Below are 24,859 nucleotides of genomic sequence, written 5' to 3' on the forward strand. Positions count from 1 at the left end.
CTGGATTTTGTGTAAACGGCGATTCAGGCATTTCAGCTTGATCTGACCCAGCAAACACAGCAGACGGTTTATGCGCTGGAACTCAAGAAGGGCAGAACCAGTGCCACCAGCAGTTATCGATGGTGGCATGGCCGCCTCGGGGTCGTGGCTAGTATGACCCGATCTTACTCGTTAGGTTTATTTGGAATTGTAGGCTGGTTTGATAAACTGCGCATTTGCGGAGATTGCCGAGTTTCCGCTGTTGCTCCAATCCGGCCTACGAGTTAATCAGCGGAACCGGATTGCGTTCCGCCTTACGGGCTGGTCGTGAAACAAGTGTGTTTAGTAAACTGTCACCGTAAATCACCGTAAATCCAGCTCAGCTTTAAAAATCAACTGTAACCTGAGTCAGGAACGAAGTGATGTTGGCGTCATTAAAGCCGTTGGTACGCGCACCAGCACCACCTGCAAAGCCATTGCCGTTTGCAGTCGGGGTTGCTGCAGTGTTGATGTTTAACACATGAACAATGTTGCTCTGAATTTTTATGTTTGAATGCGGATACCAGTTTAAGCCAAATCTGACCATATCGGCTTTGCCACCCTTGATTACCCCCGAATTTAAATCGATATAGTCATAGCCAAAGGCAACTTCCCATGCACCCAATCCTCCACCATTCCATTGAAAAGGGCGACTGGGTTTGATCCGGTTTGCTGCGCCGTTCTTGACATGGTAGGTTTTGGATTCGCCAGTGAGAAAGTAACTCACAAAACCGTAGAAGCCAGTTAAATGTTCTCCGCTGTAGCCGACGCCATTTATGTTTGTGCGTAAGTATTCAGCCTGCGCAGAGAATGGACCATAAACAAACCAACCTTCAGCACCAAAGCGATCATAGCTGGTAATTTGGCGGCGATTGGGATCACCTCGTGCGCCGGTACTTAAATTCCCGGTATTCAGTATGTTGGTTCGATCTACGTTGGTTCCCGGAAAAGCAGTAAATGTCATTCCGCCCCCCCCGCCATTTGAACCTTCGCCCACCATTGTGCCGTCAGCCCGGTATTGGGTATTGACGTTAGTGTGACCTGCGGAGACGCCGATATGCATGAATTTTGTATCATCGATCATCCAGGGTCTGCCACTGATACGGCCGATACCTTCCCATCCGCTATCGCCTGAACCGTTATTACGACTCTGGTTACCATTGGCGTTCACCGAGGTGGAAGCAGCTGACCAGCCACCAATAGGCTCTGTTTGAAAGGCCAATCCTGTTTGCCACCGCTGAACTGCATAGTTGATGCCGATACCTGTTCTATATGTATTCGGGTTATCAACAAACGAATTGACCGACATATGGCGTTCAATGAAGGTAATGAAGCGATTACTGGCTGCTTCTTCCAGGCTGAATGGTTCTTTGAATGAACCAATTTTATAAGATAGCGCATCAGTATGATTTAACCGAACAAAGGCATCAGTAATGCCAGATCCGACCGTACCATTGCCCCGGCTAAAATCGAACTCGAATTTATAGTCCCATATTTTAAAAAAGGTTCCTTCTGCACCAAGACGAGCGCGACGGATATTCATGCCGCTATTCAATTCATTCGGCAGATTGTTTCCGAAAGCCGGACTGACGTCATTGATGAAATTGTATTGAGAAGCTGGCTGAATGCGTCCATTGATCGACATTGAGAAATTTCCATCTTTGGTCGCCCAGTGCAGGCCACGTTCATCAAAATGACCATGTATTTTTTCAACTTCATTGACTCGTTCTTCGAGTACCGAAACCTGGCTGGCTAGCTCTGATGATTCGGTTTGTGAGGAAGGTTCTGCCGTGTTAACCGTTGCTTTCCCGGATTTTTCAAATGTACCCATATGAACCCGACCAGGGCCGGGTTCTGAGAATATTTGCTTGGTTTCCGTATCCACGTATAAATCAAGCGCATAAGTATTGAAGACCACACCCGTAAAGGCTAGAAAAGTAATTGCCAAGACACGTATAAAAATTCGCATAATCTCTTTTGTTCCTTTGATTAAAAGAATAGGCTTCTTATACCGTCCAAATGTTACAGTTTTATTAAATGTAATATTGGCTCTGCTTAAAGTGGTTTCCACTAACGGGTTCCTTCGCTTAGGGGGCGGAAAGATGAGCATCTCAGCGATATTGTAAAAAAGCATTTGAAAAAAGCCAGAATACATACGATACCCGCCGTCTCAAAATAGCCATGTCTTACCAAGGCCGATCCGTGGGTCAGCGGCGAATAAGCCGTCTAAACTGTTTGAAGGGGTAAATCCATCAGATCCACAATCCATGTCCTGCGACGCAGGATTGTTTGGGCAACTCAAAAGAGCACTGGCAGAGCGTATGCTGCAAGCCGAGCTAGATCACCAATCTTGGGGGGTATAAATAATTTAGTAAACTGTCACCGTAGTCTCATGAAAATAGTAATGAGTTTATGTTGCTTGACAATACTTGTGGATATAGGCAGCATTGCTGGCCTATGAGAATGTTTTCTATATTACGTTAGGCGAATAAAATCATGGGAACCATGCCGTACAAAGAAATCTTGAGCGCCTTTGCTATTGCTCTCACATTTGCAGCATTCGTACCCTATATCCGTACAATAATTCACGGTACAACCAAGCCCCACGTTTTTTCCTGGTTCATTTGGGGCACAACAACCTTCGTGGTTTTTCTTGCACAGCTCGAAGGTAAAGGCGGGGTAGGTGCTTGGCCCATCGGGGTTTCGGGTGTCATCACGCTGTTTGTTGCATTTTTGGCTTACGTAAAGCGTGCTGACATTACAATCACAAAAACAGATTGGTTGTTTTTCGCCTCGGCACTGTCTTCTTTGCCGCTTTGGTACCTCACGTCTGACCCATTGTGGGCTATTGTCATTCTTACCACCGTCGATGTCCTTGGGTTTGGGCCAACGGCCAGGAAGGTCTATAGTTTCCCGCATTCCGAGTCTTTGCTGTTCTTCGCTCTGTTCGCCGCCCGCAATCTCATCGTCATTGGGGCGCTTGAGACTCACTCGGTAACAACAGTTTTGTTTCCTGCGGTTATTGCGGCGGCTTGTATGTTGCTAATGGCAATGGCAACGTATCGAAGGCGAGTGGAGCAATATGAGAGCACAAAGCAGAAAATCGCCTAACATGGGTTACGGTGACAGTTTACTAAATATACCGATTATGCAACATTGCCAGCATGGCATAGTTAGTGTATTTGGTAAACTGTCACCGTAATTCTCACCGTAATTCCATTGCCAACGTCATCCGTGGTGACGCTTATGAACGTCGACGCCTTGTTGCGTCTGAAATTTGAAAACAAGCCAGTAAATGGGCTTGTTTCCAGAGAGAAACGGCTGTTTTCATAAAAATCAGCGTCACTATTTGAAGTAGTGGTCAGTTTTTGAGTGACTGCCGTTCAGAATGTTTGTTTTTCAGAGGTTCCTTAGAGATAAATATGGCATGTTTGAGCCTGACTTATTACCTTGGAGAACTATTAGAGATGCGCTGAGTGACACTCCTGACCCAAAATCAAATCACGGCATAATTGACCACATTTTTCGTGATGGTGCACGTACATATCCAGGCCATACAGGAAGCGATTTTGATTGGAGTTACGGTGACAGTTTACTAAATATACCGATTATGCAACATTGCCAGCATGGCATAGTTAGTGTATTTGGTAAACCGTCACCGTAATTCTGTCACCGTAATTCAATGCTTGTGGATATAGGCGGCATTGCTGGGCTATGAGAATGTTTTCTATATTACGTTATGTTGATTTGATCGAAATATGCTCGAAAAGATAATTAGTGGCGGTCAGACGGGAGCGGATAGGGCCGCTCTTGATGCTGCCCTTGAAAGTGTGTTTCCAATTGGTGGTAGCTGTCCAGTTGGCCGTATGGCCGAGGACGGCCCAATTGATCCCTGTTATTCGCTCACTGAAATTGGTGGCGGATATAGGGCACGTACCAAGAAAAATGTAGAGGATTCCGATGGTACGGTAATTTTTTATGACTGCTATCTTCGGGGCGGTACTGAACAAACGGTAGCTTTCTGTATCAAGGCAGGTAAGCCTTACAAACTTATTGATATTGATATTGTAAACGTCGATATTGCAGCAAATAGAACGCTGCTATTTGTAAATGATCACACAATAAAAGTTCTCAATGCGGCAGGTCCACGGCAAAGCGGTTGTCCTGCTATTTATGAATTTGTGAAAAAAACCATAAAACTGGTAATTTCAAAATCAACATAACAAGTCGTTCAAGCCGACAGCCCTATGCTACACAATTGGCTGTGCATGCGCTTTGCGCATTATTGCACAACCAATTGCTCCGCTACGGTCTGCGGCTTAACTCCGGCGTTATGTGCTCAACAATGGAGGTGATGAATTATGAGTACTGCTAAAGAAGAGGTAAAAGTGCTTCTGGATAAACTCCCTGACGATTGTTCATTGGAAGATGTCCAGTATCACCTATACGTGGTGAAGAAAATCCACAGGGGGATCGAACGTGCCAAGAAGGAAGGGGCGCTTAGCCAGAATGAGGTCGAAAGGAAACTCGGTAAATGGACCTCGAAATAAGGTGGTCGCCAGAGGCAATCGAGGATCTGGAAGCCATTGCCGAATATATAGCGCGGGATTCTGAGTTTTACGCTCGGGCAGTTGTCACAGAAATATTATCGGTTTCTCGGAGCATCGGCGAGTTCCCTTTGATAGGCCGCATAGTTCCAGAGATCGGTGATGAGCGCGTTCGAGAGCGATTCATTTACAGCTATCGATTAGTGTATCGGGTTGAATCCGTGAGAATTCTGATTGTGGCAGTGATACATGGGAAAAGACTGCTTGAGAATATCGCGGAACGATTGGAAGCCAGCACATAACAAGCCCATCCAACCGACGCCAAAAAGCGGCGTGGCTGATGGGCGGCGTTAGGGCTCCTCATTTAACTCTTGATTTTAGTGTAATAAAGGTATATTTTGTATACCATGATTGCATTTGAATTTGACGAAACTAAAAGTCAGGCTAATCTTTTGAAGCATGACATCAACTTTGTTGATGCACAGCAACTTTGGAATGATCCAATGTTACTGGAAATTCCCGCTAAAACTGAAGATGAGCCGAGATTTCTGATTATAGGACTGATCAACACAAGACATTGGTCGGCGGTTATCACTTACAGAGGTAAAAATATTCGACTTATTTCTGTTCGTCGCTCACGCACCGAGGAGGTGGCATTATATGAAGGCTAAAAATTTTGAAAAGCAATTTGACGAGGATATTGATATTACGTCTTCATTAGACATTTCAAAAGCGAAGCGCGTTTTGCAAGCGCAAAAACGCGTGAATGTTGACTTTCCAACTTGGATGGTTGAGTCCTTGGACCGAGAAGCTGGAAAGCTTGGTGTTACCAGGCAATCCGTCATTAAGGTGTGGCTTGCTGAGCGTCTTGAAAAAGTTCCCTAACCCATCATTCAAGCGGGACTGGCTAACGCCAGCCCCTTAACTCAAACGTTAGATTTCACGGGTGCCATGGCGAACCACTGGTCAGATTCCGAAGTCGAAGCAGCAGTTGCGGACTATTTCCGCATGCTTCGTCTTGAACTGACGGCCCAGAAATACAACAAGACCGAGCACCGCCGCGCCCTGATGGAGCAATTGAATAATCGCTCCAATGGTTCTGTGGAGCTGAAGCACCAGAACATCAGTGCCGTGCTGATCGAGATGGGCATACCGTACATCGACGGTTACAAGCCACGGTTCAACTACCAACGGTCACTTCTTCCTGCAGCGGTCACTGATTACCTCAAGAGCAATCCTGAGTTACAGCAACTATTTGCCGCGGACTCGGAGGCAACCCCAGCAATTCCAAGCGTGGAAGATTTTCTGTCGGCTTGGGATGAGCCACCTGCACCAGAAGATCGAAAAACTCCAGTCGTTGCCGAGCCCCGAGCCATCTACAATCCTGGCGGGGTCAACTACCTAGAGCGCGAAGCTCGGAACCAATCCCTCGGCGAAGCCGGTGAGCAGTTCGTCATCAATTTTGAGCGTGCTCGCCTCATTCGTGCAGGGAAGGACTCACTTGCCGAGCGCATCGAGCAAGTATCGGCAACAGTAGGTCCAGCCGCAGGCTTCGACATTAAATCCTTCGAGGAAAACGGCACCGATCGGTTCATCGAGGCCAAGACCACAAAGTACGGAAAGAACACGCCATTCTTCGTTAAGCCGAATGAACTCCGGTTCTCCAGAAACAACGCATCAAGGTACTACTTGTACCGCTTGTTCAAGTTTCGAGAATCCCCGCGCCTATTCGCCTTGCATGGGCATGTAGAGGATCGGTGCATACTTGAACCGTCTGAGTTCATAGCGAGGCCGGCGTGAAATCTAGGAATTACGGTGACAGTTTACCGAATACACTAACTATGCCATGCCAGCAATGTTGCATAATCAGCATGTTTAGTAAACTGTCACCGTAATTGTGTCACCGTAATTGGCGTAATTGGTAATTGTTAGGCCTTTGTATCGAACAGTCAAACACTCTTGGTGGAATTGTGGAAATTTTGGTTGTTTCAATTGCCGCGTTGTTTACCTCGGGCTTGACTTTATTCTCTGGGTTTGGTCTTGGTACATTGCTTATGCCCGTTGTTGCAATTTTCTTGCCTATCGAAATAGCAATCGCGATCACCGCTATGGTGCATTTAGCTAACAATGTATTCAAAGTTGGTTTACTTGGCAAAAAAGCAAACAGATCTGTGCTCCTAAGTTTTGGCATATCGCGGTTACGGTGACAGTTTACTAAATATACCGATTATGCAACATTGCCAACATAGCATAGTTAGTGTATTTAGTAAACTGTCACCGTAATTGCGTAATTGCACCGTAATTGCGCGCTTCCGATTAAACTGACCATTCCGCTTGAATTTTTCTCACGTAAGTAAATAGTAAAGAAAAATCCAAAGCCAATCTTTTTGCTGCTAATCTGACGCAAATTTTGTGAATTCCGGATGATTCTCCGTTTAATTGATGATCAAACTGTTACACCGATGCAAGGAGTAAGGCGTACGCCCAGAAATATACAAATCCGTGAAATACGCCAGCAGGATTCCGAGCAGTTTTCCGCGCTGCTGGCACAGCTGGCAGAGGAATCAGACTACACCCTGCTAACCGCCAGCGAATATCGTGCTGGTGCTGCAACCCAGGCATCTCGCACTGCCCAGATCATTCAATCTCCTTCGCAGCAAATTTTTGTCTCATGCAACCTTGAGCAACTGGTGGGCTTTGTGGCAATCAGCCAGGGTATCTACCAGCGCAATGCCCATTGCGGTAGTCTCATGATCGGTGTCAGTGCCAGCCATCAACGCCGTGGCATAGGCCGGAGATTAATGCAGGCTGCGCTGGAATGGGCCAGCAGTCGCGACATTGAGCGCATCGAACTGACAGTTGCCGAGGCTAATCTCGCTGCAATTGGGCTATATCAGCAATTTGGTTTTATCCGGGAAGGAGTTAAGCTGGATGCTTATCGGGTGGATGGGCGGGCGGTTAATGAGTGGATGATGGCTAGAATTGTTGGTTAAGAATTTTGAACAGATCGTCCTGCCTAAAAATCAGCTTCAATACTAGAGCCTGTAAATTAAAATTACGGTGATAGTTTGCTAAATACACTTATCTTATTAAAACTGGCTGCTGAGGGGGTGTTTCTCTGCGATAGTGGCTTCGTTCAACAAAGCGCTCCAGCCGATGTCAAAAAGTGGCGCGGCTGAGGTGGCTTTTTTATCGGTCAAGACATGATCAAGGTTACGAAATCGGCAATAACGTATCGTTGGATAACCTCTGCCGCTATTTCCGGAAAGACTTGATAGCAAATCCTGCATAACAGTTGACGCTATCGGTTTCTCTGTCATTTGCAATAAAAATAATAAAGCTAATACCTCATTTTGTTTCTGTTTTTCAGTCTTTTTAAGCCTTCTTAAACCTGATTTTTCTGACTGGAAGAGGCTAATAATTGACTGAAGTATATTAAGTTCTGTATACTGTCAGGCTCAGACGCGGGGTGGAGCAGTCTGGCAGCTCGTCGGGCTCATAACCCGAAGGTCGCAGGTTCAAATCCTGCCCCCGCAACCAACAAAACGCAATATTTCCTCTCATTCTCTGTCGCAATAATAATTCTGTTGCACAATCGCTTAGTACAAGTATTTGCAAGGTATAGATCAGGTAAATCAAGCAATAGAATATGCAGTGAAATATTCTTATCTGCTTCTGTTGATTTCAAGTAACTGTTCTCAATTCCGGATAGCTTATTTTTCTCTGAATCGGGTTGGTGTTATGCGTAGGGTAATAATCACTGTTTTATGTTCCAGTCTGGGATTTTTTGCCGGGTGCGTTCATATGGATCGTTACTTGGGCAACGTCTATGAAGGATTGAAGGCAAGAGAAGCGATTGTTCATCCCTCATTAGAGCAAAAACCGGCTGAGAAATCGATGTCGTATCAGAAATATAAGGCTGAGCGGGAAAAGCTGCTGGAAAGCAGTGATGGGAAGTAACTATACGGCATACATGTCGATTTATTGCTGATCAGATAGCGGGGCATCCGCATATATTTTTCTCGTGAGTACGCATATTCAGCCAGTTACCACGTTGTATTACATTTATGACCCGATGTGTAGCTGGTGCTATGCATTCAGTTGTAGCTGGGCTGCGTTAAATCTGGCATTGCCAGAAAATATTGAGGTTATTTATGTGCTCGGAGGATTGGCGCCGGATACGTCTGAGCCGATGTCGCTGGATATCCAAAAACATATTCAGCAAGCATGGCGCCAAATTGAACAGACTGTTTCAGGTATTCAGTTCAACTGGAGTTTCTGGTCACAAAATCAACCGATCCGCTCAACCTACCCGGCCTGTCGCGCCATCCTCGCAGCAAGAAAGCAACGAAAGGAGGCTATGTTATCCATGTTACACGCCATACAGCAGGCGTATTACCGGGATGCTCAGAATCCTTCACTACCCACTATCCTGGAACAATGTGCCGGTAAAATTGGGCTGGATGGGAAGGTTTTTAATGAGGATTTAAATAGCTCGGGAATCATGCAGGCCCTGCAGCATGAAATTCAATTGGCGCGAAGACTTGGCGCCCATTCTTTTCCAGCTTTACGACTCCTGCATAATGGGAGCATATTTCCGATTAAAGCAGATTATGTCAATTCCCAAACCATGCTGGATGAAATAAACAGGGTTATCCGGGAATCAAATGGGTAAAACTGGAATGGACTGCGCATACGCCATCACGAATGGGGAAGCGCACAAGGTGGGGGCAGGGAATGGAGTGGCGACTAATACTTCCACTCACGCCATGCGCCGAGTAGCGGGAAATAGAGGCCAAGGTGAATGGGCCGGTTTTCCATTGTTTGTAATATGGCGGCGTAACGCGTGAGTTGAGGTGCATAACGTTGCTGTTCCTGATCGAGAAACTTGTCTATATTGCCTCCAGTATGGGCACCAGTTTTGTAGTCGATGATCCAGCGTATTCCGGTTGCATCAATAAAAGTGCGATCCAGAATGATAAGCGTGGTTTTCGTATTCTTGTCATGAGTTGCTGCCGATAACGCCCACTCACAGTGAGCTTGTGTATGCTGTTTACTCAGGATCCAGCGACCGCGCGCATCCGCGCACATATTTTCAAGTGCAGTTTTGATTTGTCGGGAGGCGGTTTCGAGCTGCTGTGGGGCGATGCCCAATTGTCGCAGCATACTGGGTGCTCGTTGCGCTAGTGTCTCCAGATTATGCTGATCAAATCTTTCTATCCCAATCTGCCCTATATGTTGCAGCAGACGATGCAGGGTCACGCCAATCAGCCGGACGGTTTCGCCTGCCCAACTGAAATCGATGGGCTCAAATACTGGCAGTTTCTGTATTCTGGGGGTGGGGAGGGGTGGCGCTTCGGGTGGCGGCGTTTGCCAGTCGGCGACTAAACGGATACGGCTGGCTGGTTCAGATGATTGCGATGAGATAGCAAACTGATTGGGTTGAGATACGTCATTACTGTTATCACCTGATTGCATCAAAAAATATTTTTCTACTGCCGGCCATAATTTTGCCAGTAGCGTATTGGCGGGTGGTGAGGGAGCGCTTTCTTTTGATTGGCCGGTATTCAATGCAATTTGTCCAAGTAAATACAAATGTTTCTTGGCACGCGTTGCCGCAACATATAGCAATCGTGCGCTCTCCAGTGACGATTTTTCCTGTTCGATCGCCATCAGATACGCAGAGATAGGGTTTTTTTCATTACCCGGCGGGCTGATTGGTGCACATACCAGATCCGCTGTTCCTGATTCGTCTGGAAATTCCATCCAGTTGAGCAGCTTTTCCCGATTGGACCGTGCAGATTTGCCCAGCCCCGGCAGGATGACTGTATCGAATTCAAGTCCCTTGGCTTTGTGTATGGTCATAATCTGCAGGCTGTCATCTGCCGTGGTGTCGGGAGATGCAAACAATTGCGCAAGTGCATCATCCAGGGTTTGTTCGTCCGGATACATCCCGGTTTCTTCCAGTTTCTGCAGCAATTCAAAGTAGGCTTCGGCATTTGCCAGATCGGTGTTGTCAGTAACGCATGCTGGTCCGCCCAGTTGCAGCCACACGCTTTCAACGATCGTTCGCAGTGAAACCCGGCCACTCAGAGATAAAGCCTCTACCAGCACCGGCTGCACTCTTTTGTATCGTTGCTGCCCATCTTCACTCAAATGAGCCATTGCCACTGATGTAGACAGGCAATCCACGATGGTCATGGCCTGGTCGGTATGCGCCAGCGAGTGCAGATCGCCAAGTGAAAAACCGCAAAAGGGCGCACGCAGCAGCGCAAGCCAGGCAATTCGATCGGCGGCATGTAGCAGTGCACGGGTTAGTACGGTTAAATCCTGAATAATTGGGCGACGCGCAAGCTTTTCGATTTCAACTGCCTGAAAGCGTAGCTTGGCCTGGTGCAGGCTGACGATGATCACAGGTAGATGCGAGCGATTACGTACCAGTATTGCGATTTTGTCCTGAGGAGATTCTTGCCGGATCTGTTGAATGATGCTGACGATGTCTGCTGCTTCTGCCTGATCATTTTTTTGCAGGCCGGCAAATACGTTGACTGCTTCTCTAGCTGCTTCTGGATGAAAGGCCGTTGCAGCGGCATAAGTGACCGCACCGGTTGTAATTTCATTTTTCGCTGGAAATATACTCAAGAAATGCTGGTTAATCCAGTTCACAACGCCTGCTTGTGAACGGAAATTGACAGTCAGACGCAAAAAGTGCATCGGGATCTGATCGAAGTAACCACGTTTGCAGATATCGAGAAACAATCCTACTTCCGCCTGTCGAAAACGGTAAATGGATTGCATCGGGTCACCTACCAGAAAAAGTGTTCTGCCATCTCCTGCCTGCCAGCCCGCAGTTAATCCGTGCAGCAGTTGCGCCTGGTTGAACGAGGTATCCTGAAATTCATCCACAAGCAAATGGCTGATGCGGTAATCAAGTGCCAGCGCCAGATCGGTCGGTTCTTCTGCTGTTCCCAGCGCATGAATCGCCGCCAATGTGATTTCACAGAAATCGACCGCACCAGTCTGTTGAAATACCAGCGCCAGATTGGCGGTTGTCAGCTTCAGCAAAGTGAATAAAGCCTGGAGGGTTTCCCACGCTTCTTCCTCATATTGTGCCGGTGGTAAAGATCTCAGCTGCGTGAGAGATTGACGAAATAATTCATTTTGCTGCAGATCGGCCAGTAATGCCTGCATGCGCTGCTTGGTCTGTGTGTATCGTTCCTTCAGCTCTTGATTTTTTGTTGACCCTGGAGAGGGAAAACCTTGTCTGATATCAACTTTTTTGCGCCACTCGTTATTTTGTGTCAATAACAGCTCCGCAATGCTTTCCCACACCGGCCGGTCACATAATTTGCTACCTGGCCATTGGGAGAGCATAGCGCAGCGACTGATGCTGCTTTTGTCTGATTCATCCTGCAGCTGAGCTGCAGCAAAGCATGCCAGTTCGACGATCTCAAGCTGTTGATCAATCGGAGCCGCATGGATTAACGTATGCAGCACACGGGTTATCCGTCTTGCCAGTGCCTGTTCCAGATGATTGCGGATTTTGTTTGCATCGGCACTTCCCACGACATGGCGCAACCACTGGTCGCGATGTGCCAGCATATCAGCGATCAGACGCTGCAGGCGATCCAGACGATTATCCAGATGCTGGATGAGGTGGGCAACGGCTGGCGACCATTCACTGTCTTCTTCCAGAGATACCAGGGTCAGGTGTGCGGCTTCAAGATACAATTTATCCGCATTTTTGGTGACAGCTGACAGTACGCCTTTCCCTGAAATTACCGGCATTTGCCCGATCAGCCACGCACACAGTGAATCGATCGTTTGAATACGCAGTCGGGCAGGGTTATCAAGCAATTTCCAGCCACGTACTTGGTCGCGCACCAGTGCATCACGAGCGAGCTGACGGGTTTGTTGCGCAAAATCGCCTTCTGCCGGTAATTCTTCAGTCGCATCGTGCAGCGCTTGCAGAATACGATGCCGCATTTCAGCTGCCGCCTTGCGTGTGAAGGTGATGGCAATGATTTCTTCTGGTTCATCGACCCGGGCAAGCAGCACCAGAAAACGTTGCGTTAGTAAACCGGTCTTCCCAGAGCCTGCTGGTGCCTGTACGATGAAAGAATGCAGTGGATCAAGCGCTTGCAAGCGTTGTGGGTGATCGCTGATGGTGGTTTGCATGGATTTTGGAAGAAATGAAGGGATTCATTTGTAGAGCAGCATAACGCACGGCGGATAATTCCACTCGATTTCCGTTTTATAAGCTATTGCAGCGATGGAGTCTATTTTATATGGTGGCTGATTTTGAAAGGAATATCTATGCAGAGAAGCATGGATATCGGTTGAATCCGGGTGGATTATTTCCTGGTTCTGTCAACAATATGCTTCAACAGCATCTCGCTTGCATTTTCCACCAGATCCAGCACAATCTCGAACCCCTGTTTGCCGCCATAATAAGGGTCGGGCACTTCCTGGCAGGTTTCCCAGTGTGTGCTGTATTGCAGCAGCAGACTGAGTTTGTTCAGGTGATCCGGCGGGCAGTCGCGCTGCATGTCGCTTAGATTATTACGATCCATGGCCAGAATATAATCGAACCGGGAAAAGTCTGAAATCTCGACACATCTGGCTCGCAAACCCTGCATACTGTAGCCGCGCTTCAGTGCCGCCTGTTGCGCCCGCCGGTCAGGTGGTTCACCATTGTGGTAAGCATGCGTACCCGCTGAATCAACCTGGATAAGGTGGCTCAGGCCAGCGGCGCGGACATGATGTCTAAAAACGGCATCTGCTGTTGGAGAGCGGCAGATATTGCCCATGCACACAAACAATACATTGATTTCGGGTTCGTTATGATGATCCATTTGGGTATGCAGTATGTTGCGTGGTTCGTTACTGATCAGCGCGTGATTATAGCGCCGATGCCATGAATTTGCTGAATGTCAAAAATCGCTGGCACGCTATTCGCGTAATTGCTTCCTTTGTTGCGCCCTACAGGGCAGCCTTGTTCATTGGCTTGCTGGCGCTGATGCTGACTGCTGGTATTACCCTTTCGATCGGGCAGGGGATACGGTTGCTGATCGATCAGGGGTTTGCCGCACAATCACCGGAACTGCTGTCGCAATATGTATTGCTGTTTCTGCTATTGGTAGTTTTGCTGGCAGCCGGCACCTTTACCCGTTATTACTGGGTGACCTGGCTTGGAGAGCGCGTAGTTGCCGACATCCGCCGCAAGGTATTTTTTCATCTGATCGATTTACATCCAGGATTCTTTGAAGCCAACCGTAGCCTGGAAATTCAGTCGCGCCTGACGGCAGATATGACGCTGTTACAGTCGGTAGTGGGTTCTTCAATTTCGGTGGCGTTGCGCAGTTTGATTATGTTGATTGGTAGCTTTATCTGGCTGTTTATTACCAACGTTAAACTGACGCTGATCGCGATGCTTGGGATACCCATGGCAATCGTACCCATTCTGATTTTTGGGCGGCGGGTGCGCGCATTGTCGCGGCAAAGCCAGGACAAGGTAGCCGCAGTCGGTGCTTATGTCGGTGAAGTGCTCGGGCAGATCAAAACCGTGCAGGCCTATAACCACCAGAATGTGGATCGGTCTTATTTCGATGGTTATGTCGAAGAGGCTTTCATGCTTGCGCGGCAGCGTACTAAACAGCGCGCCTGGTTGATCGCCATGGTGATCGTGCTGGTATTTGGTGCAATTGGCATGATGCTGTGGGTGGGCGGCATGGATATCATTGCCGGTAGAATCACGGGTGGCGAGCTTGCAGCCTTTGTGTTCTACAGCATCATTGCCGGTTCTGCGGTTGGCTCGATTTCGGAAGTGCTGGGTGAACTGCAGCGTGCGGCGGGCGCTGCCGAGCGTACCATCGAGCTGTTGCATGCTCCCAATGACATTCAAACGCCATCACAGCCCGTTGCTCTGCCACCGGTTCAGGGCAATATTCAGTTTGAACAGGTCTGCTTTGCTTATTCCTCGCGGCCGGAGACGCTTGCTATTGACCACCTGTCGCTAGTGGTGCGGCCAGGAGAAACGCTCGCGCTGGTTGGGCCTTCGGGTGCGGGAAAATCGACGCTGTTCGATCTGCTGTTGCGTTTCTATGATATTCAATCAGGTCACATCTTGCTCGAAGGAATCGACATCCGCCAGCTGGAACCCGGTCAATTACGTCGCAGTTTTGCGTTGGTTTCGCAACATCCCGCGCTGTTCCACGGCACGGTAGTGGAAAATCTGCGTTATGCACGTTTTGATGCGACTGATAACGAAATTGAAAGGGCTGCAAAGGCTGCATTTGCCCACGATTTTATCCTGACACTTCCGCAAGGATATCAAACTGCTCTGGGAGATGCCGGACTGGGCTTGTCGGGTGGTCAGAAACAGCGTCTTGCGATTGCCCGCGCTATTCTGGCGGATGCGCCGATTTTACTGCTCGATGAGGCCACCAGCGCGCTCGATGCCGAAAGCGAGTACGCCGTCCAACAAGCGCTGACGAGACTGCGCGTTGATCGTACTTCGATTGTGATTGCCCATCGCCTGAGTACCGTTATCTCTGCTGATCGAATAGCGCTTATCAACCAGGGCCGCCTGTTGGCGCTGGGCACGCATCAGGAACTGCTTGCTTCCAGTGAATTATATGCCCGGCTTGCCGCGTTGCAGTTTCAGAATGCGGACTGGCTGCTGCAGCCAACTTATCCGCCACGGTAATAACAGATCCGTACCGGTTCCAGGTCAGGCGGTGCATCGACAAGAAACTGACCAGGTTCGGTAGGTGGCAATTGGTTATGCCGTCAGGTGTGTCCTGGATTCTCTTACTGATTGGCCATTGAAAATCCAGGAGCCTGTTTTAGGCATAGGCAGGCAGGTTTTCTTCTGCTGGTTCATTCCGAACAGTTGGCATGCTGTGTTCCTGGAGGTCATCCACGGATTCGGCGACCTTTGTCTTGCCAGGTGTAGTGTCACCCCAGTTCTGATCATTATCCGGTTCGTTTGATGAGTCCTCAAGGCGACTATGAATGGCTGTCGTTTCAGAAATTTCAGCTTGAATTCTTTTGCTGGCAAGTGTGATAGCCGCATCATCCGCTTGAATGCGTGCCAAAGTGGTTTGCATCGACATGGTCTCGATGGTTTCACGTTCAATGGCACGCTCAACAGCCAGGGCATCTCTTTCTATCCTGGCCTGTATTGCTGCCAGGGCGGATGCTTCGGCTTTTGCCCGGTGGGAAGCGGCATGGGCAATTTTTTCTAAAGCGCTCAGTTTGGCCTCAGCCTTAGTGGTTGCGGTAATCTGATTCTGGGTAATGGATGCGGACAGATCAGCCATTTTTCGCTCCATTTCCTGGCGGGCGGCTCGTGCAATCCTGGCTTGCTGGATAGCAGCCAGTTTTTTTCTGGCATTTTCCAGTTTTCTACCTTCGGTTTCAGCCAGATCCTGAGCTGCTTTTTCAACCAGTTTGTCAATGTGTGTGCGTTCTTCAGCCAGAGCCATGGCCTGTTTTTCAGCGGCGATCTTATTTTCGGCAGTTTGTTTGACCGTTGCTTCAATGATTGCTCTGGCGCGTGCCTGTTTGATGGCATCCTGTTGTACCTTGATTCTTTCTCGAACGGCATCTGTTGCGGCTTTGGCTGCAATGGTTTTGGCATTCTGTATCGCGATCTCTTGTTGCTCTGCCTCTATTTGTGCTTCAGCCGCTGCTTTGGCGGATTCTTCTGCTGCCAGACGTGATTCGGTTGCTAATAATAACTGTTTGTCTGCGAGAGTACGCTCGGCAATCGTTTGTGCCGCTATTTTTTCAGTTTGGATTAATTTTTCTGCAACGGCTCTGGCTTCATTCTCGGCGCTGATTCTTTCCCTGGTAGCTGCGGCTGATTCGGATTCCGCCAGTATTCTTTGTTCAGCGGCTTGTTTTGCGGCTACATCAAGATTCTGACGAATTTTTGCCTCTTCGGTAGCTCGCATCTCTGCAGCCAGTTTTTGCTCTTCGGCCTCCCTGGCGAGTATTTCAGTATTCAGGCGTTCGCGTGCATGAGCTTCCAGTATGGTTTCAGCTGCTTCTCGCTGCTGGATTTCTGTCAACGCCTGTTGCTCGGCGGCAGATCGGGAAGCCGCCAATGCGATCAATTTTTCCGATGCTTCAATTTTTGCGTGCGCCAGAGCGTTGGCCCGGGCTTCTGCTTCATTTGCGCACAGTGCAGCGGCATGGGCTTCTTCGTCAAGTTTTCTTCTGGTGATGGCGGCTTCCACTGCCTGTTCTTCAGCAAGTTCTCTGGCACGCGCCTGTTCCAGCGCTTTGGCTTCTTCCTGCGCACGCTGAATTGCTTTCTCAGCTGTCAACGTTTCGGCTTCAACCTTAGCACGCAAGTTGGCAACAATTTCCTTTTCAGCCTGCATGCCATTTTCGATTGTCTGGCGCAACTTCGCTTCCAGCAGCTGGCGTGCCTGAGCATCTCTGGCAGCTAGGGCTTCAGCACGTGCCCGCGCCCTGGCTTCGTCAGTTGCCGCTGTTTCAGCTTTGATTCGCGCTTCTGCAGCCAGCCGGGCGCTTGCCTCAACCCTGGCACGCGCCTCAGCAGTGACGCGTGCCCTCGCTTCTGTTTCAATACGATGCTTGGCTTCTTGAATGGCCAGATCTTCACCAAAGCGCTGGTCATCGAGATCATGCTCCAGAAAATCATATTCGGTATTCATGGTTGAATCCGGTTCGAGCAATTGCTCCGGAGAAGATACGGTTTTGCCGGTATTGAAAGCAATGACGTTGGATTGCTGGTTTTCTTCCTCCGCCGAAGGCGAGATGTTCAATATTGATTTGAAACGGGATTTGAATGTCATGGTATTTACATTGCTCCGATGGATGAATGTATGGAATTCTGGTAGTTGATTGCTCGAATGATGGCTAATGTACCGTGAAAGTATTCGTGATAATCGAATGAAGAAACGGGTTAAATCCGCCCAATTTTCACTAAGGGAACCTCTGAAAAACAAACATTCTGAACGGCAGTCACTCAAAAACTGACCACTACTTCAAATAGTGACGCTGATTTTTATGAAAACAGCCGTTCCTCTCTGGAAACAAGCTCATTTACTGGCTTGTTTTCAAATTTCAGACGCAACAAGACATCGACGTTCATAAGCATCACCACGGATGACGTTGGCAATGGCTGTCAGGAAGGTCAAACGGGCCGCATTTTTGGCCAGGCCGCGATAGCGATTTTTAGCATACCCAAAGCGGATTTTGATATCCCGAAACACGTGTTCGACTTTGGCGCGGCGTTTCGCCAGCTCACGGGCGGCACCGCGCAGTAGTTGAGCCGCCCCGGAATCGTCTTTCGTGAGCCTGGCCAGTTTGCCCGGACGCATCGCGATCACGCAGGCTGGAGGGCTTTCCGCCGGCATCTCCGGGCGTTTATCCAGCCCCTGATATCCGGCATCGCCATGAACAAACTGTTCCTCGCCATGCAGCAGGGCGGCGGCTTCGGCAACGTCGCTGACATGCCCCGAGGTTACTTTGAGCGTATGCACCAACCCGGTTTCATGATCGACGCCGATATGAAACTTGCTGCCGAAAAACCATTGATTGCCCTTTTTGCTGGAATGCATTTCTGGATCACGCGACCGGCTCTTATTTTTGGTTGAAGTCGGCGCGGCAATCAGGCTGGCATCGACGATGGTGCCGGCTTTCAAGAACAACCCACGCTCACCCAGCGTTTGGTTGATGACCTGGAAGATCTGATCCATTAACCCGTGTTTTTCCAGTAAATGCCGAAATTGCAAAATGGTGCTTTCATCCGGCACGGCTTCCAGACGAATGCCGCAAAAACGGCGCAGTGATTCAATCTCATACAGCGCATCTTCCATGCCCGGATCGGAATAGTTGTAGATAATTTGCGCAACATGCGCGCGCAGCATCAATTCCAAGGCAAATGGTTTGCGGCCACGCCCATTGCCTGGCGCATAGTGTGGTTCAATAACATCAATCATAGCCTGCCAAGGCAATAATCCATCAAGTTGATCGAGAAACTTCTCGCGGCGCGTGACTTTGCCCTTATTGGCGTATTCGGCATCAGCAAAACTCATCTGTTGGTAAGGTTTCATGAAGAGCTTCTCGAAAAAGTTTGATGCAGAATTATATTACTTGCGGGGAATTAATCAGAGGTTCCTAAGGATAATAATGTCAGGGGGATTCTGCAGGCGTATCTGCGCCAATTAATGTGCCAATCATGGCAAATCCATCCGAGAACATCTGATTGAGAACGGGGGTGAAATAGGGCAGGACCAATGACGTCATCAATAGGCCGATGGAAAGCGTCAAAGGAAAACCAACTGCAAATATATTTAGCTGTGGCGCGGCGCGTGTGAGGACGCCCAACGCTAAATTGGTTGTTAGCAACGCAGTCAGAACGGGTAATGCCAGACGTAATCCCATCATGAAAATCTCCCCCCCCCAGTTGGCGAACGTGACAAATGTCGGGGAAGGAATACCCGTTATGCCAATCGGCAGGATGATAAAACTTTGTGCAAGTAAGGCAATTAACTGCAAATGCCCATCAATAGCTAGAAAGACAAGCGTGGCGAACAGGCCGAAGAAACGACTGATTAATTGCATTTGACCGGATTGTTGTGGATCAAAAAAGGTTGCAAATCCTAACCCCATTTGCAAGCCGATAATTTCACCCGCTGCATCAACCGCACTGAAAACGATGCGCATGGTCAGCCCCATGGCTAATCCAATGACGATTTGCTGCAGGATGATGATGAATCCGGCACCTGAGCCAGGATCAATCTGGGGAAAGGGGGGGAGCGTGGGGGCGATTAGTATGGCCAGTAGGATGGCCAATCCCAGTTTGACCTGGATGGGGATACTCTTGCTACCCAGTAGCGGTGCACTGGCGATCAAGGCCAGTATTCGAGTTAATGGCCATAGCAGGCTTGCTATCCAGCCATTCAGCTCTGCCGTGGTGATGCTGAGCATGATCAGTCGTGATCCGGCTTAACCGGCGGCAATCCACGGGATAGTAGCGTAAAGCCTGCCGATGTAATCCAACATTAACTGTAGCATCCATGGTCCGGCAAATATCAGAGCAGCAAACATGGCGAGTAATTTTGGAATGAAAGATAACGTCATTTCATTAATTTGTGTGGCCGCCTGAAAAATACTGACGATCAGACCCGTAGCCAGCGCGACTAGCAGAGTGGGGGCGGAAACCAGCAAAGTGATTTCCAGAGCCTGGCGGCCAATGTTCATTGCATGTTCGGGACTCATTGAATCACCTTATTAAACATAAAAACTTTGTGTTAAGGAGCCGATCAGCAGATGCCAGCCATCCGCGAGTACAAATAACATCAGTTTGAACGGTAACGAGATGATCATCGGCGAGAGCATCATCATCCCCATGGCCATCAGAATGCTGGCAACTACCATGTCTATAATCAAGAAAGGAATAAACACGACAAATCCGATCTGGAAGGCCGTTTTCAGTTCACTGGTGACATAGGCTGGTACCAGGATTTTCATTGGCACCTGTTCAGGCGTTTCAATGTCTTCATGGCCCGAAATTCTGGCGAATAAGGCAAGATCAGTTTCCCGCGTCTGACGCAGCATAAAAGTCCTGAGAGGGTCGCTTGCCTGATCAACCGCTTCCATAATATTGATTTTGTCCTCGGAAAAAGGCAGATAGGCCTCGGCATAAATGCGATCGATGACCGGAGACATCACAAAAAATGAAAGGAATAAAGCCAGTCCGATCAGAACCTGATTGGGTGGGGAGCCCTGTGTGCCGAGCGCCTGCCGCAGCAGTGACAGGACAATAATGATCCGGGTAAAACTGGACATCATCAATACCATCGCAGGTAAAAATGTCAATGAAGTCAGCAGCAGCAGTGTTTGCAGGCTGAGGGTATAAGTGGTGGCGCCATCTGGTCCGGGTGTGCTGGCAATGGCAGGCAGGCCGACTTGTTGCGCCCACGACGGCAATGCCAACCCGGCTCCCAGCAGAATAAAGACTCTTATAATGTTATGCCAGTGCATATGAAGTATGCCAGCAGGCTTGCCTGTTCGTTTTGAAACGGAGGGGTTATTGGGCATGTTGTTGTCGCAGATTCGCGCGTAATTTTTCCGGGAAACTTTCTTTTGTCTCATCATCGAGCGAGGGTGGAGTGATGATTTCTGATTTATTGATGCAATGCAGCAGATTGACCTGACCTGGCGCAACGCCCAGTATTAGCCAGGTATCGTTAATTTCTGTCAGCACAATGCGCTCCTTTTGACCCACATTTGCTGATGCGATAATTTTGATCAAACCAGATTGATTGGTTGAATAAACGCCAAATTTTTTAAATAACCATGCGAGCAGTCCAATCAGTGCGAGTACGATCAGCAAACCCATAAACAGCTGTAGCATGCTTTCCGTCGAGATGACGGGCGGTGGCGGTGTAAAGCCCTGGGCTGGTGAGGATTCGGCTCGTGATAGTGGCGAGAACAGCACTATCACCATGGGTAACAAGCGGATATAAAACATGGGATGTTAGCGGTTGAGTTTACGGATACGCTCGCTGGGCGTGATGATATCGGTCAGGCGGATACCGAATTTTTCGTTGACGACGACAACTTCACCCTGTGCTATGAGGCAGCCATTTACCAGCACATCCATCGGCTCTCCAGCCATGCCATCCAGCTCCACCACGGAACCCTGCGCCAGTTGCAGCAAATTCTTTATCGCGATTTTGGTTCGCCCCAGTTCGACGGTCAGTTGAACCGGGATATCCAGAATCATATCGATATCGTTGCGAGTGTCGTTGAGAACACCGTGACTGGAAAATTGCTCAAAAACGGCCGAAGAACGGGTTAACTCTTCGTTGCTCGCTGATCTTGACTGTCCGGCATCGGTAACGGTCGAAGTGTTTGTTTCGGATTCGCCGGATAATTGGTGCGTTGTATCCGATGATTCCATGGTGCCTGCATTTTGTTCTTCCATGGCTTGCGCCCACTCATCATCTGCAACTTGTGGTTCAGTTAGGATGGCTTCATTCATTTAGTTCTCCTGGGTGTGATTCAGTCATTGTCAGCCTGGGTGCGAATAGTTTTTACCTTGAGAGCATAGTGCCCATTGAGAATGCCGTAATGGCATTCCATTACCGGCACGCCATCGACCATTGCGCTAACCGTATTGGGAATGTCGAGTGATACGACATCGCCCTTCTGCATATTTAGAATCTGGTGAAAGGTGACATTGGTTTTTCCCAGGTGGGCAATCAATTCCACTTCAGCGCCTTGAACGCGTTTGGTCAAGGATTTGATCCAGTTTTTATCTACTTCAAGGTGGTCACCTTGCAGGCTGCTGTTGAGCTGTTCGCGAATTGGCTCCAGCGTGGTGTAGGGAATACAGATATGGAATTCACCACGATTACCGCCGATATCCAACTCAAAAGTGGTGGTAACCACTATTTCAGTAGGCGTGGCAACACTGGCAAACTGTGGATTCATCTCCGAGCGCACGAATTCAAATTTGACCGGATGAACCATTTTCCAGGCTTTTTCGTATTCTTCAAAAACCACTTCCAGCAGCCGCTGAATGATACGTTGCTCGGTCAGGGTAAACTCCCGCCCCTCGACCCGGGTATGGAAGCGGCCATCACCACCAAACAGATTGTCAACGATCAGAAAAATCAGATCAGGGTCGAACACCATCAGGGCATTGCCACGTAATGGTTTCATGGTGATCATGTTGAGATTGGTGGGAACAACCAGGGAGCGAATAAACTCGGCATATTTAACAGTTTTGACCGGTCCCGTAGAAATATCAACGGGTCGGCGCAGCAGGTTATAAAGTCCCATTTGCAGAAACCTGCTAAAGCGCGCGTTAATGATTTCAAACGTGGGCATGCGGCCGCGCACGATGCGTTCCTGCGTTGCCATGTTGTAGGGACGGACACCTGCGGCATCCCTTGGGTTGTCGCTTGCGTTGGCGTTATGCCCATTTTGGTTGATGCTGTCGTGATTCAACAAAGCATCGACTTCATCCTGGGTGAGAAAATTCTCTGCCATGATATGTGCGGTTACTGAATGATGAATGAGGTAAATAGCAAATCCAGAACATCCGCCTGTAGTGCCTCAGGTTCAATTTTTTGCTTGATAGCCTCTGAGATATCCTGACTGAGCTGCTGTTTGCCTTCCAGTGAGGAAATTTCAGTTGCTTTTTTGCTGGAGAGCAGTAGCAAAATCTGGTTGCGGATTTCCGGCGTCTTGTTGGTGATCACGTCGACAACCCCGGTTTCATTCACTTTGATCACCAGTTCCACCTGAAGATAGCGGGGATCGTCATCCTCGGACTGGAGGTTGACTGTGAAGGTTTCGAGCTTAATAAATTTGGTAGGGAGTTTCTTGACGGGTGCAGCCCCTTCCTCGCCAGTCTGCTGGCTATTCATATAGAACCAGGTGCCACCCACTCCGGCGCCGACAGCAAGTAATGCAATCAATATGATGAGAAATGGTTTCTTTTTTCCCTCTGCGTTGGGTGCTGCGATTGCTGCTTCACTCATGCTCACTCCTCACGTGTTAACGATAGAGCGGCATTATGCTGCGCGCCTCGCGGCTTCTAATTTACAAATAATCGCCTAATCTGTGGCCATTTCATGGCGCTGAAAAAATTGTGTTGTGAGATAATGCATAACACATTGATAATAAAGAAATAATATTGATATGATTAAATTTATAAAATACTTGATTCTCAAAAAATGCGGACTATAATGCGTACCCTTTAGTACACCGATACAGTTAATAAGGAGGTCATCATGAAAAGCAAAATAAATTTATTTATTTCAGCAGACTGGACTCACATTCATATTCCCGAAACGTAGCGATTGCCCCAAAGGAGCCTGACATGAAAAGACAAGCCACCGCCGCATCCTTGCGACGAACCCAAACTGAACCCGAAGCCATCTTCGATACGCATCCAGAAATCTCTCTGGGTCTTGATCGAGTCAAAGCCGTACTCAAAGAGGGCTACCAAAAACCCTTTCTGCTGATTGATACTGCCATCATCCGTAACAAAGCCAGGCGTTTCAAGGCTGCCCTCCCGCGCGTTCATCCTCACTATGCCGCCAAAGCCAATCCTGATCCACGTGTACTGAAAACCATGATAGAAGAACAAGTGGGATTCGAGATTGCTTCTATTGCCGAGCTGGATATGCTGATGCAGTTGGGTGTGCCCGCCGCAGAGATCTTTTATAGCAATCCGATGAAAGCGCGTACCTATCTGGAATATGCCGCTTCGAAAGGGGTGGAATGGTACGTGCTGGATAGCGTTGAGGAGTTGCGCAAGATTGTTTCCGTTAAGCCGGATGCCAAGCTATATCTGCGTATTGACACGCCCAATATTGGCAGTGACTGGCCGCTGGCCGGAAAATTTGGTACGCACATGGGTGATGTTGCTGAAATTATCGGTGAAGCCGTGCGACTGAGGGCAGATCTTGCCGGAGTGACTTTTCATGTGGGCTCACAGTGCCGTAATCCTCAAAACTGGCGGGTTGGTATTGAACGTGCCAAACAGGTGTTTGCCGAGATGCGCAAAGCAGGGCTTAATCCACGGTTACTGAATATTGGCGGTGGCTATCCTGTTCGGCATATCAAGCCCATTCCTTCTATAGAGGTGATTGCGGAAGTGATCAATGAAGCCATCGCAGACCTGCCGGCAGATATCCGGGTGATTGCCGAACCGGGACGCTACCTGGTATCGGATTCCGCCTGTTTCGTATGTAGGGTAGTCGGTACGGCCACTCGTAACGGCAACCGTTGGATGTACTGGGATGCCGGAATTTTTGGCGGATTGATCGAAGTCAGCGAAGGGCTTCGCTACGAAATCCATACGGAGCGGAAAGGCTCGCCCGTACCCTGGTCGGTCGCTGGCCCGACCTGTGATTCTGTCGATGTGCTGATGCATGAAGAAATGCTGCCGGATGATCTCCAGGAAAATGATTTTATCTTTATTCCGAATACCGGCGCCTATACGACTTCTTATGCCACCACCTTCAATGGCTTTCCGTTACCGGACGTTCGAATATTGTAGCTAATCAGGCAGTATTTTGAGAGACGGCGTACGCGGTTCTGGTACGTCGTTTTTTTTGATTAACTCGCTGCAGTCATTTGGTTTTTGTTTGCACGCGACTGCCCCCCTATGCCTTATGAATTTTTCCCACCAAAGTCATTCAAATGGCGATTAGCGGGTTGTATCCTCTATTGGCTATGGGTGGTATCCTGTCTCACCGGAGAAGATATCCCCCAACGGTTATTGCGAAGTC

At 48.7% G+C, this 24,859-nt stretch carries 26 protein-coding genes and 1 tRNA gene; 14 read left to right on the forward strand and 13 right to left on the reverse strand.

Features of this window, described 5'->3' with window-relative positions; genetic code table 11:
* Nucleotides 1–364 precede the first annotated feature (364 nt).
* Nucleotides 365–1,987, reverse strand: coding sequence for a porin (locus tag IPG31_02430; protein MBK6617250.1), 1,623 nt, complete (start codon nt 1,985–1,987; stop codon nt 365–367).
* Between the two features lie 527 nt (nt 1,988–2,514).
* Between IPG31_02430 and IPG31_02435 the strand changes: the two genes are divergently transcribed.
* From IPG31_02435 to IPG31_02475, 9 genes are all read left to right on the forward strand, one after another.
* Nucleotides 2,515–3,129 (forward strand): hypothetical protein, encoded by a 615-nt coding sequence (locus IPG31_02435; GenBank protein ID MBK6617251.1) that lies wholly within the window; start codon nt 2,515–2,517, stop codon nt 3,127–3,129.
* Between the two features lie 647 nt (nt 3,130–3,776).
* On the forward strand, nt 3,777–4,241 hold the full coding sequence (locus IPG31_02440; protein ID MBK6617252.1) for a putative molybdenum carrier protein: 465 nt from the start codon (nt 3,777–3,779) through the stop codon (nt 4,239–4,241).
* A 138-nt stretch (nt 4,242–4,379) separates the two neighbouring features.
* A complete protein-coding gene (locus tag IPG31_02445; protein MBK6617253.1) occupies nt 4,380–4,568 on the forward strand; it encodes a hypothetical protein in 189 nt (62 codons plus the stop codon).
* On the forward strand, nt 4,553–4,867 hold the full coding sequence (locus IPG31_02450) for a type II toxin-antitoxin system RelE/ParE family toxin (GenBank protein ID MBK6617254.1): 315 nt from the start codon (nt 4,553–4,555) through the stop codon (nt 4,865–4,867). Before IPG31_02445 ends, IPG31_02450 begins: the two co-directional genes overlap by 16 nt.
* Before the next feature lie 105 nt (nt 4,868–4,972).
* Nucleotides 4,973–5,236, forward strand: a complete 264-nt coding sequence (locus IPG31_02455; GenBank protein MBK6617255.1) for a BrnT family toxin — start codon at nt 4,973–4,975, stop codon at nt 5,234–5,236.
* On the forward strand, nt 5,226–5,450 hold the full coding sequence (locus tag IPG31_02460) for a CopG family transcriptional regulator (GenBank protein MBK6617256.1): 225 nt from the start codon (nt 5,226–5,228) through the stop codon (nt 5,448–5,450). The genes IPG31_02455 and IPG31_02460 overlap by 11 nt, the downstream gene beginning before the upstream one ends.
* 66 nt (nt 5,451–5,516) lie before the next feature.
* Complete coding sequence (locus IPG31_02465; GenBank protein MBK6617257.1) at nt 5,517–6,365, forward strand: DUF3883 domain-containing protein; 849 nt, start codon at nt 5,517–5,519, stop codon at nt 6,363–6,365.
* 170 nt (nt 6,366–6,535) lie between these two features.
* On the forward strand, nt 6,536–6,772 hold the full coding sequence (locus tag IPG31_02470; protein ID MBK6617258.1) for a hypothetical protein: 237 nt from the start codon (nt 6,536–6,538) through the stop codon (nt 6,770–6,772).
* A 216-nt stretch (nt 6,773–6,988) separates the two neighbouring features.
* Entirely contained in the window at nt 6,989–7,558 is a 570-nt protein-coding gene (locus IPG31_02475; protein ID MBK6617259.1) for a GNAT family N-acetyltransferase, read from the forward strand.
* Nucleotides 7,559–7,654: 96 nt separating this feature from the next.
* On the opposite strand, the gene IPG31_02480 is transcribed toward IPG31_02475, so the two are convergent.
* Nucleotides 7,655–7,885 (reverse strand): hypothetical protein, encoded by a 231-nt coding sequence (locus tag IPG31_02480; GenBank protein ID MBK6617260.1) that lies wholly within the window; start codon nt 7,883–7,885, stop codon nt 7,655–7,657.
* A gap of 143 nt (nt 7,886–8,028) precedes the next feature.
* Between IPG31_02480 and IPG31_02485 the strand changes: the two genes are divergently transcribed.
* From IPG31_02485 to IPG31_02495, 3 genes are all read left to right on the forward strand, one after another.
* Nucleotides 8,029–8,105 (forward strand) — tRNA-Met (locus IPG31_02485).
* 264 nt (nt 8,106–8,369) lie between these two features.
* The gene (locus IPG31_02490; protein ID MBK6617261.1) at nt 8,370–8,525 is read left to right on the forward strand and encodes a hypothetical protein; all 156 of its coding nucleotides are present in this window, start codon (nt 8,370–8,372) and stop codon (nt 8,523–8,525) included.
* A 76-nt stretch (nt 8,526–8,601) separates the two neighbouring features.
* On the forward strand, nt 8,602–9,240 hold the full coding sequence (locus IPG31_02495; GenBank protein MBK6617262.1) for a DsbA family protein: 639 nt from the start codon (nt 8,602–8,604) through the stop codon (nt 9,238–9,240).
* Nucleotides 9,241–9,314: 74 nt separating this feature from the next.
* Here the strand turns inward: IPG31_02495 and IPG31_02500 are convergent, their stop codons facing one another.
* Together IPG31_02500 and IPG31_02505 are read right to left on the reverse strand one after the other, a co-directional pair.
* Nucleotides 9,315–12,743, reverse strand: a complete 3,429-nt coding sequence (locus IPG31_02500; GenBank protein MBK6617263.1) for a UvrD-helicase domain-containing protein — start codon at nt 12,741–12,743, stop codon at nt 9,315–9,317.
* Between the two features lie 176 nt (nt 12,744–12,919).
* On the reverse strand, nt 12,920–13,420 hold the full coding sequence (locus IPG31_02505; GenBank protein ID MBK6617264.1) for a low molecular weight phosphotyrosine protein phosphatase: 501 nt from the start codon (nt 13,418–13,420) through the stop codon (nt 12,920–12,922).
* A gap of 62 nt (nt 13,421–13,482) precedes the next feature.
* Here IPG31_02505 and IPG31_02510 point away from each other — a divergent pair, with 62 nt between their 5' ends.
* Complete coding sequence (locus tag IPG31_02510; protein MBK6617265.1) at nt 13,483–15,273, forward strand: ATP-binding cassette domain-containing protein; 1,791 nt, start codon at nt 13,483–13,485, stop codon at nt 15,271–15,273.
* 139 nt (nt 15,274–15,412) lie between these two features.
* On the opposite strand, the gene IPG31_02515 is transcribed toward IPG31_02510, so the two are convergent.
* From IPG31_02515 to fliL, 9 genes are all read right to left on the reverse strand, one after another.
* Nucleotides 15,413–17,395: a hypothetical protein gene (locus tag IPG31_02515; GenBank protein MBK6617266.1), complete on the reverse strand. Its 1,983-nt coding sequence runs from the start codon at nt 17,393–17,395 to the stop codon at nt 15,413–15,415.
* Between the two features lie 264 nt (nt 17,396–17,659).
* On the reverse strand, nt 17,660–18,640 hold the full coding sequence (locus IPG31_02520; GenBank protein ID MBK6617267.1) for an IS5 family transposase: 981 nt from the start codon (nt 18,638–18,640) through the stop codon (nt 17,660–17,662).
* Nucleotides 18,641–18,737: 97 nt separating this feature from the next.
* The gene (fliR, locus tag IPG31_02525; GenBank protein ID MBK6617268.1) at nt 18,738–19,535 is read right to left on the reverse strand and encodes a flagellar biosynthetic protein FliR; all 798 of its coding nucleotides are present in this window, start codon (nt 19,533–19,535) and stop codon (nt 18,738–18,740) included.
* Nucleotides 19,536–19,553: 18 nt separating this feature from the next.
* A complete protein-coding gene (gene fliQ, locus IPG31_02530; protein ID MBK6617269.1) occupies nt 19,554–19,826 on the reverse strand; it encodes a flagellar biosynthesis protein FliQ in 273 nt (90 codons plus the stop codon).
* A gap of 12 nt (nt 19,827–19,838) precedes the next feature.
* Nucleotides 19,839–20,591, reverse strand: a complete 753-nt coding sequence (gene fliP / locus IPG31_02535) for a flagellar type III secretion system pore protein FliP (protein ID MBK6617270.1) — start codon at nt 20,589–20,591, stop codon at nt 19,839–19,841.
* 46 nt (nt 20,592–20,637) lie between these two features.
* The gene (gene fliO, locus IPG31_02540) at nt 20,638–21,081 is read right to left on the reverse strand and encodes a flagellar biosynthetic protein FliO (protein MBK6617271.1); all 444 of its coding nucleotides are present in this window, start codon (nt 21,079–21,081) and stop codon (nt 20,638–20,640) included.
* Nucleotides 21,082–21,087: 6 nt separating this feature from the next.
* Entirely contained in the window at nt 21,088–21,594 is a 507-nt protein-coding gene (gene fliN / locus IPG31_02545; GenBank protein ID MBK6617272.1) for a flagellar motor switch protein FliN, read from the reverse strand.
* Between the two features lie 20 nt (nt 21,595–21,614).
* Nucleotides 21,615–22,607, reverse strand: a complete 993-nt coding sequence (gene fliM / locus IPG31_02550) for a flagellar motor switch protein FliM (GenBank protein MBK6617273.1) — start codon at nt 22,605–22,607, stop codon at nt 21,615–21,617.
* 11 nt (nt 22,608–22,618) lie between these two features.
* Nucleotides 22,619–23,101: a flagellar basal body-associated protein FliL gene (gene fliL, locus IPG31_02555; protein ID MBK6617274.1), complete on the reverse strand. Its 483-nt coding sequence runs from the start codon at nt 23,099–23,101 to the stop codon at nt 22,619–22,621.
* 341 nt (nt 23,102–23,442) lie between these two features.
* On the opposite strand from fliL, the gene IPG31_02560 reads away from it, so the two are divergent.
* Entirely contained in the window at nt 23,443–24,627 is a 1,185-nt protein-coding gene (locus IPG31_02560) for a type III PLP-dependent enzyme (GenBank protein MBK6617275.1), read from the forward strand.
* Nucleotides 24,628–24,859 lie beyond the last annotated feature (232 nt).

Source organism: Nitrosomonas sp. (assembly GCA_016703745.1).
Taxonomy (GTDB): domain Bacteria; phylum Pseudomonadota; class Gammaproteobacteria; order Burkholderiales; family Nitrosomonadaceae; genus Nitrosomonas.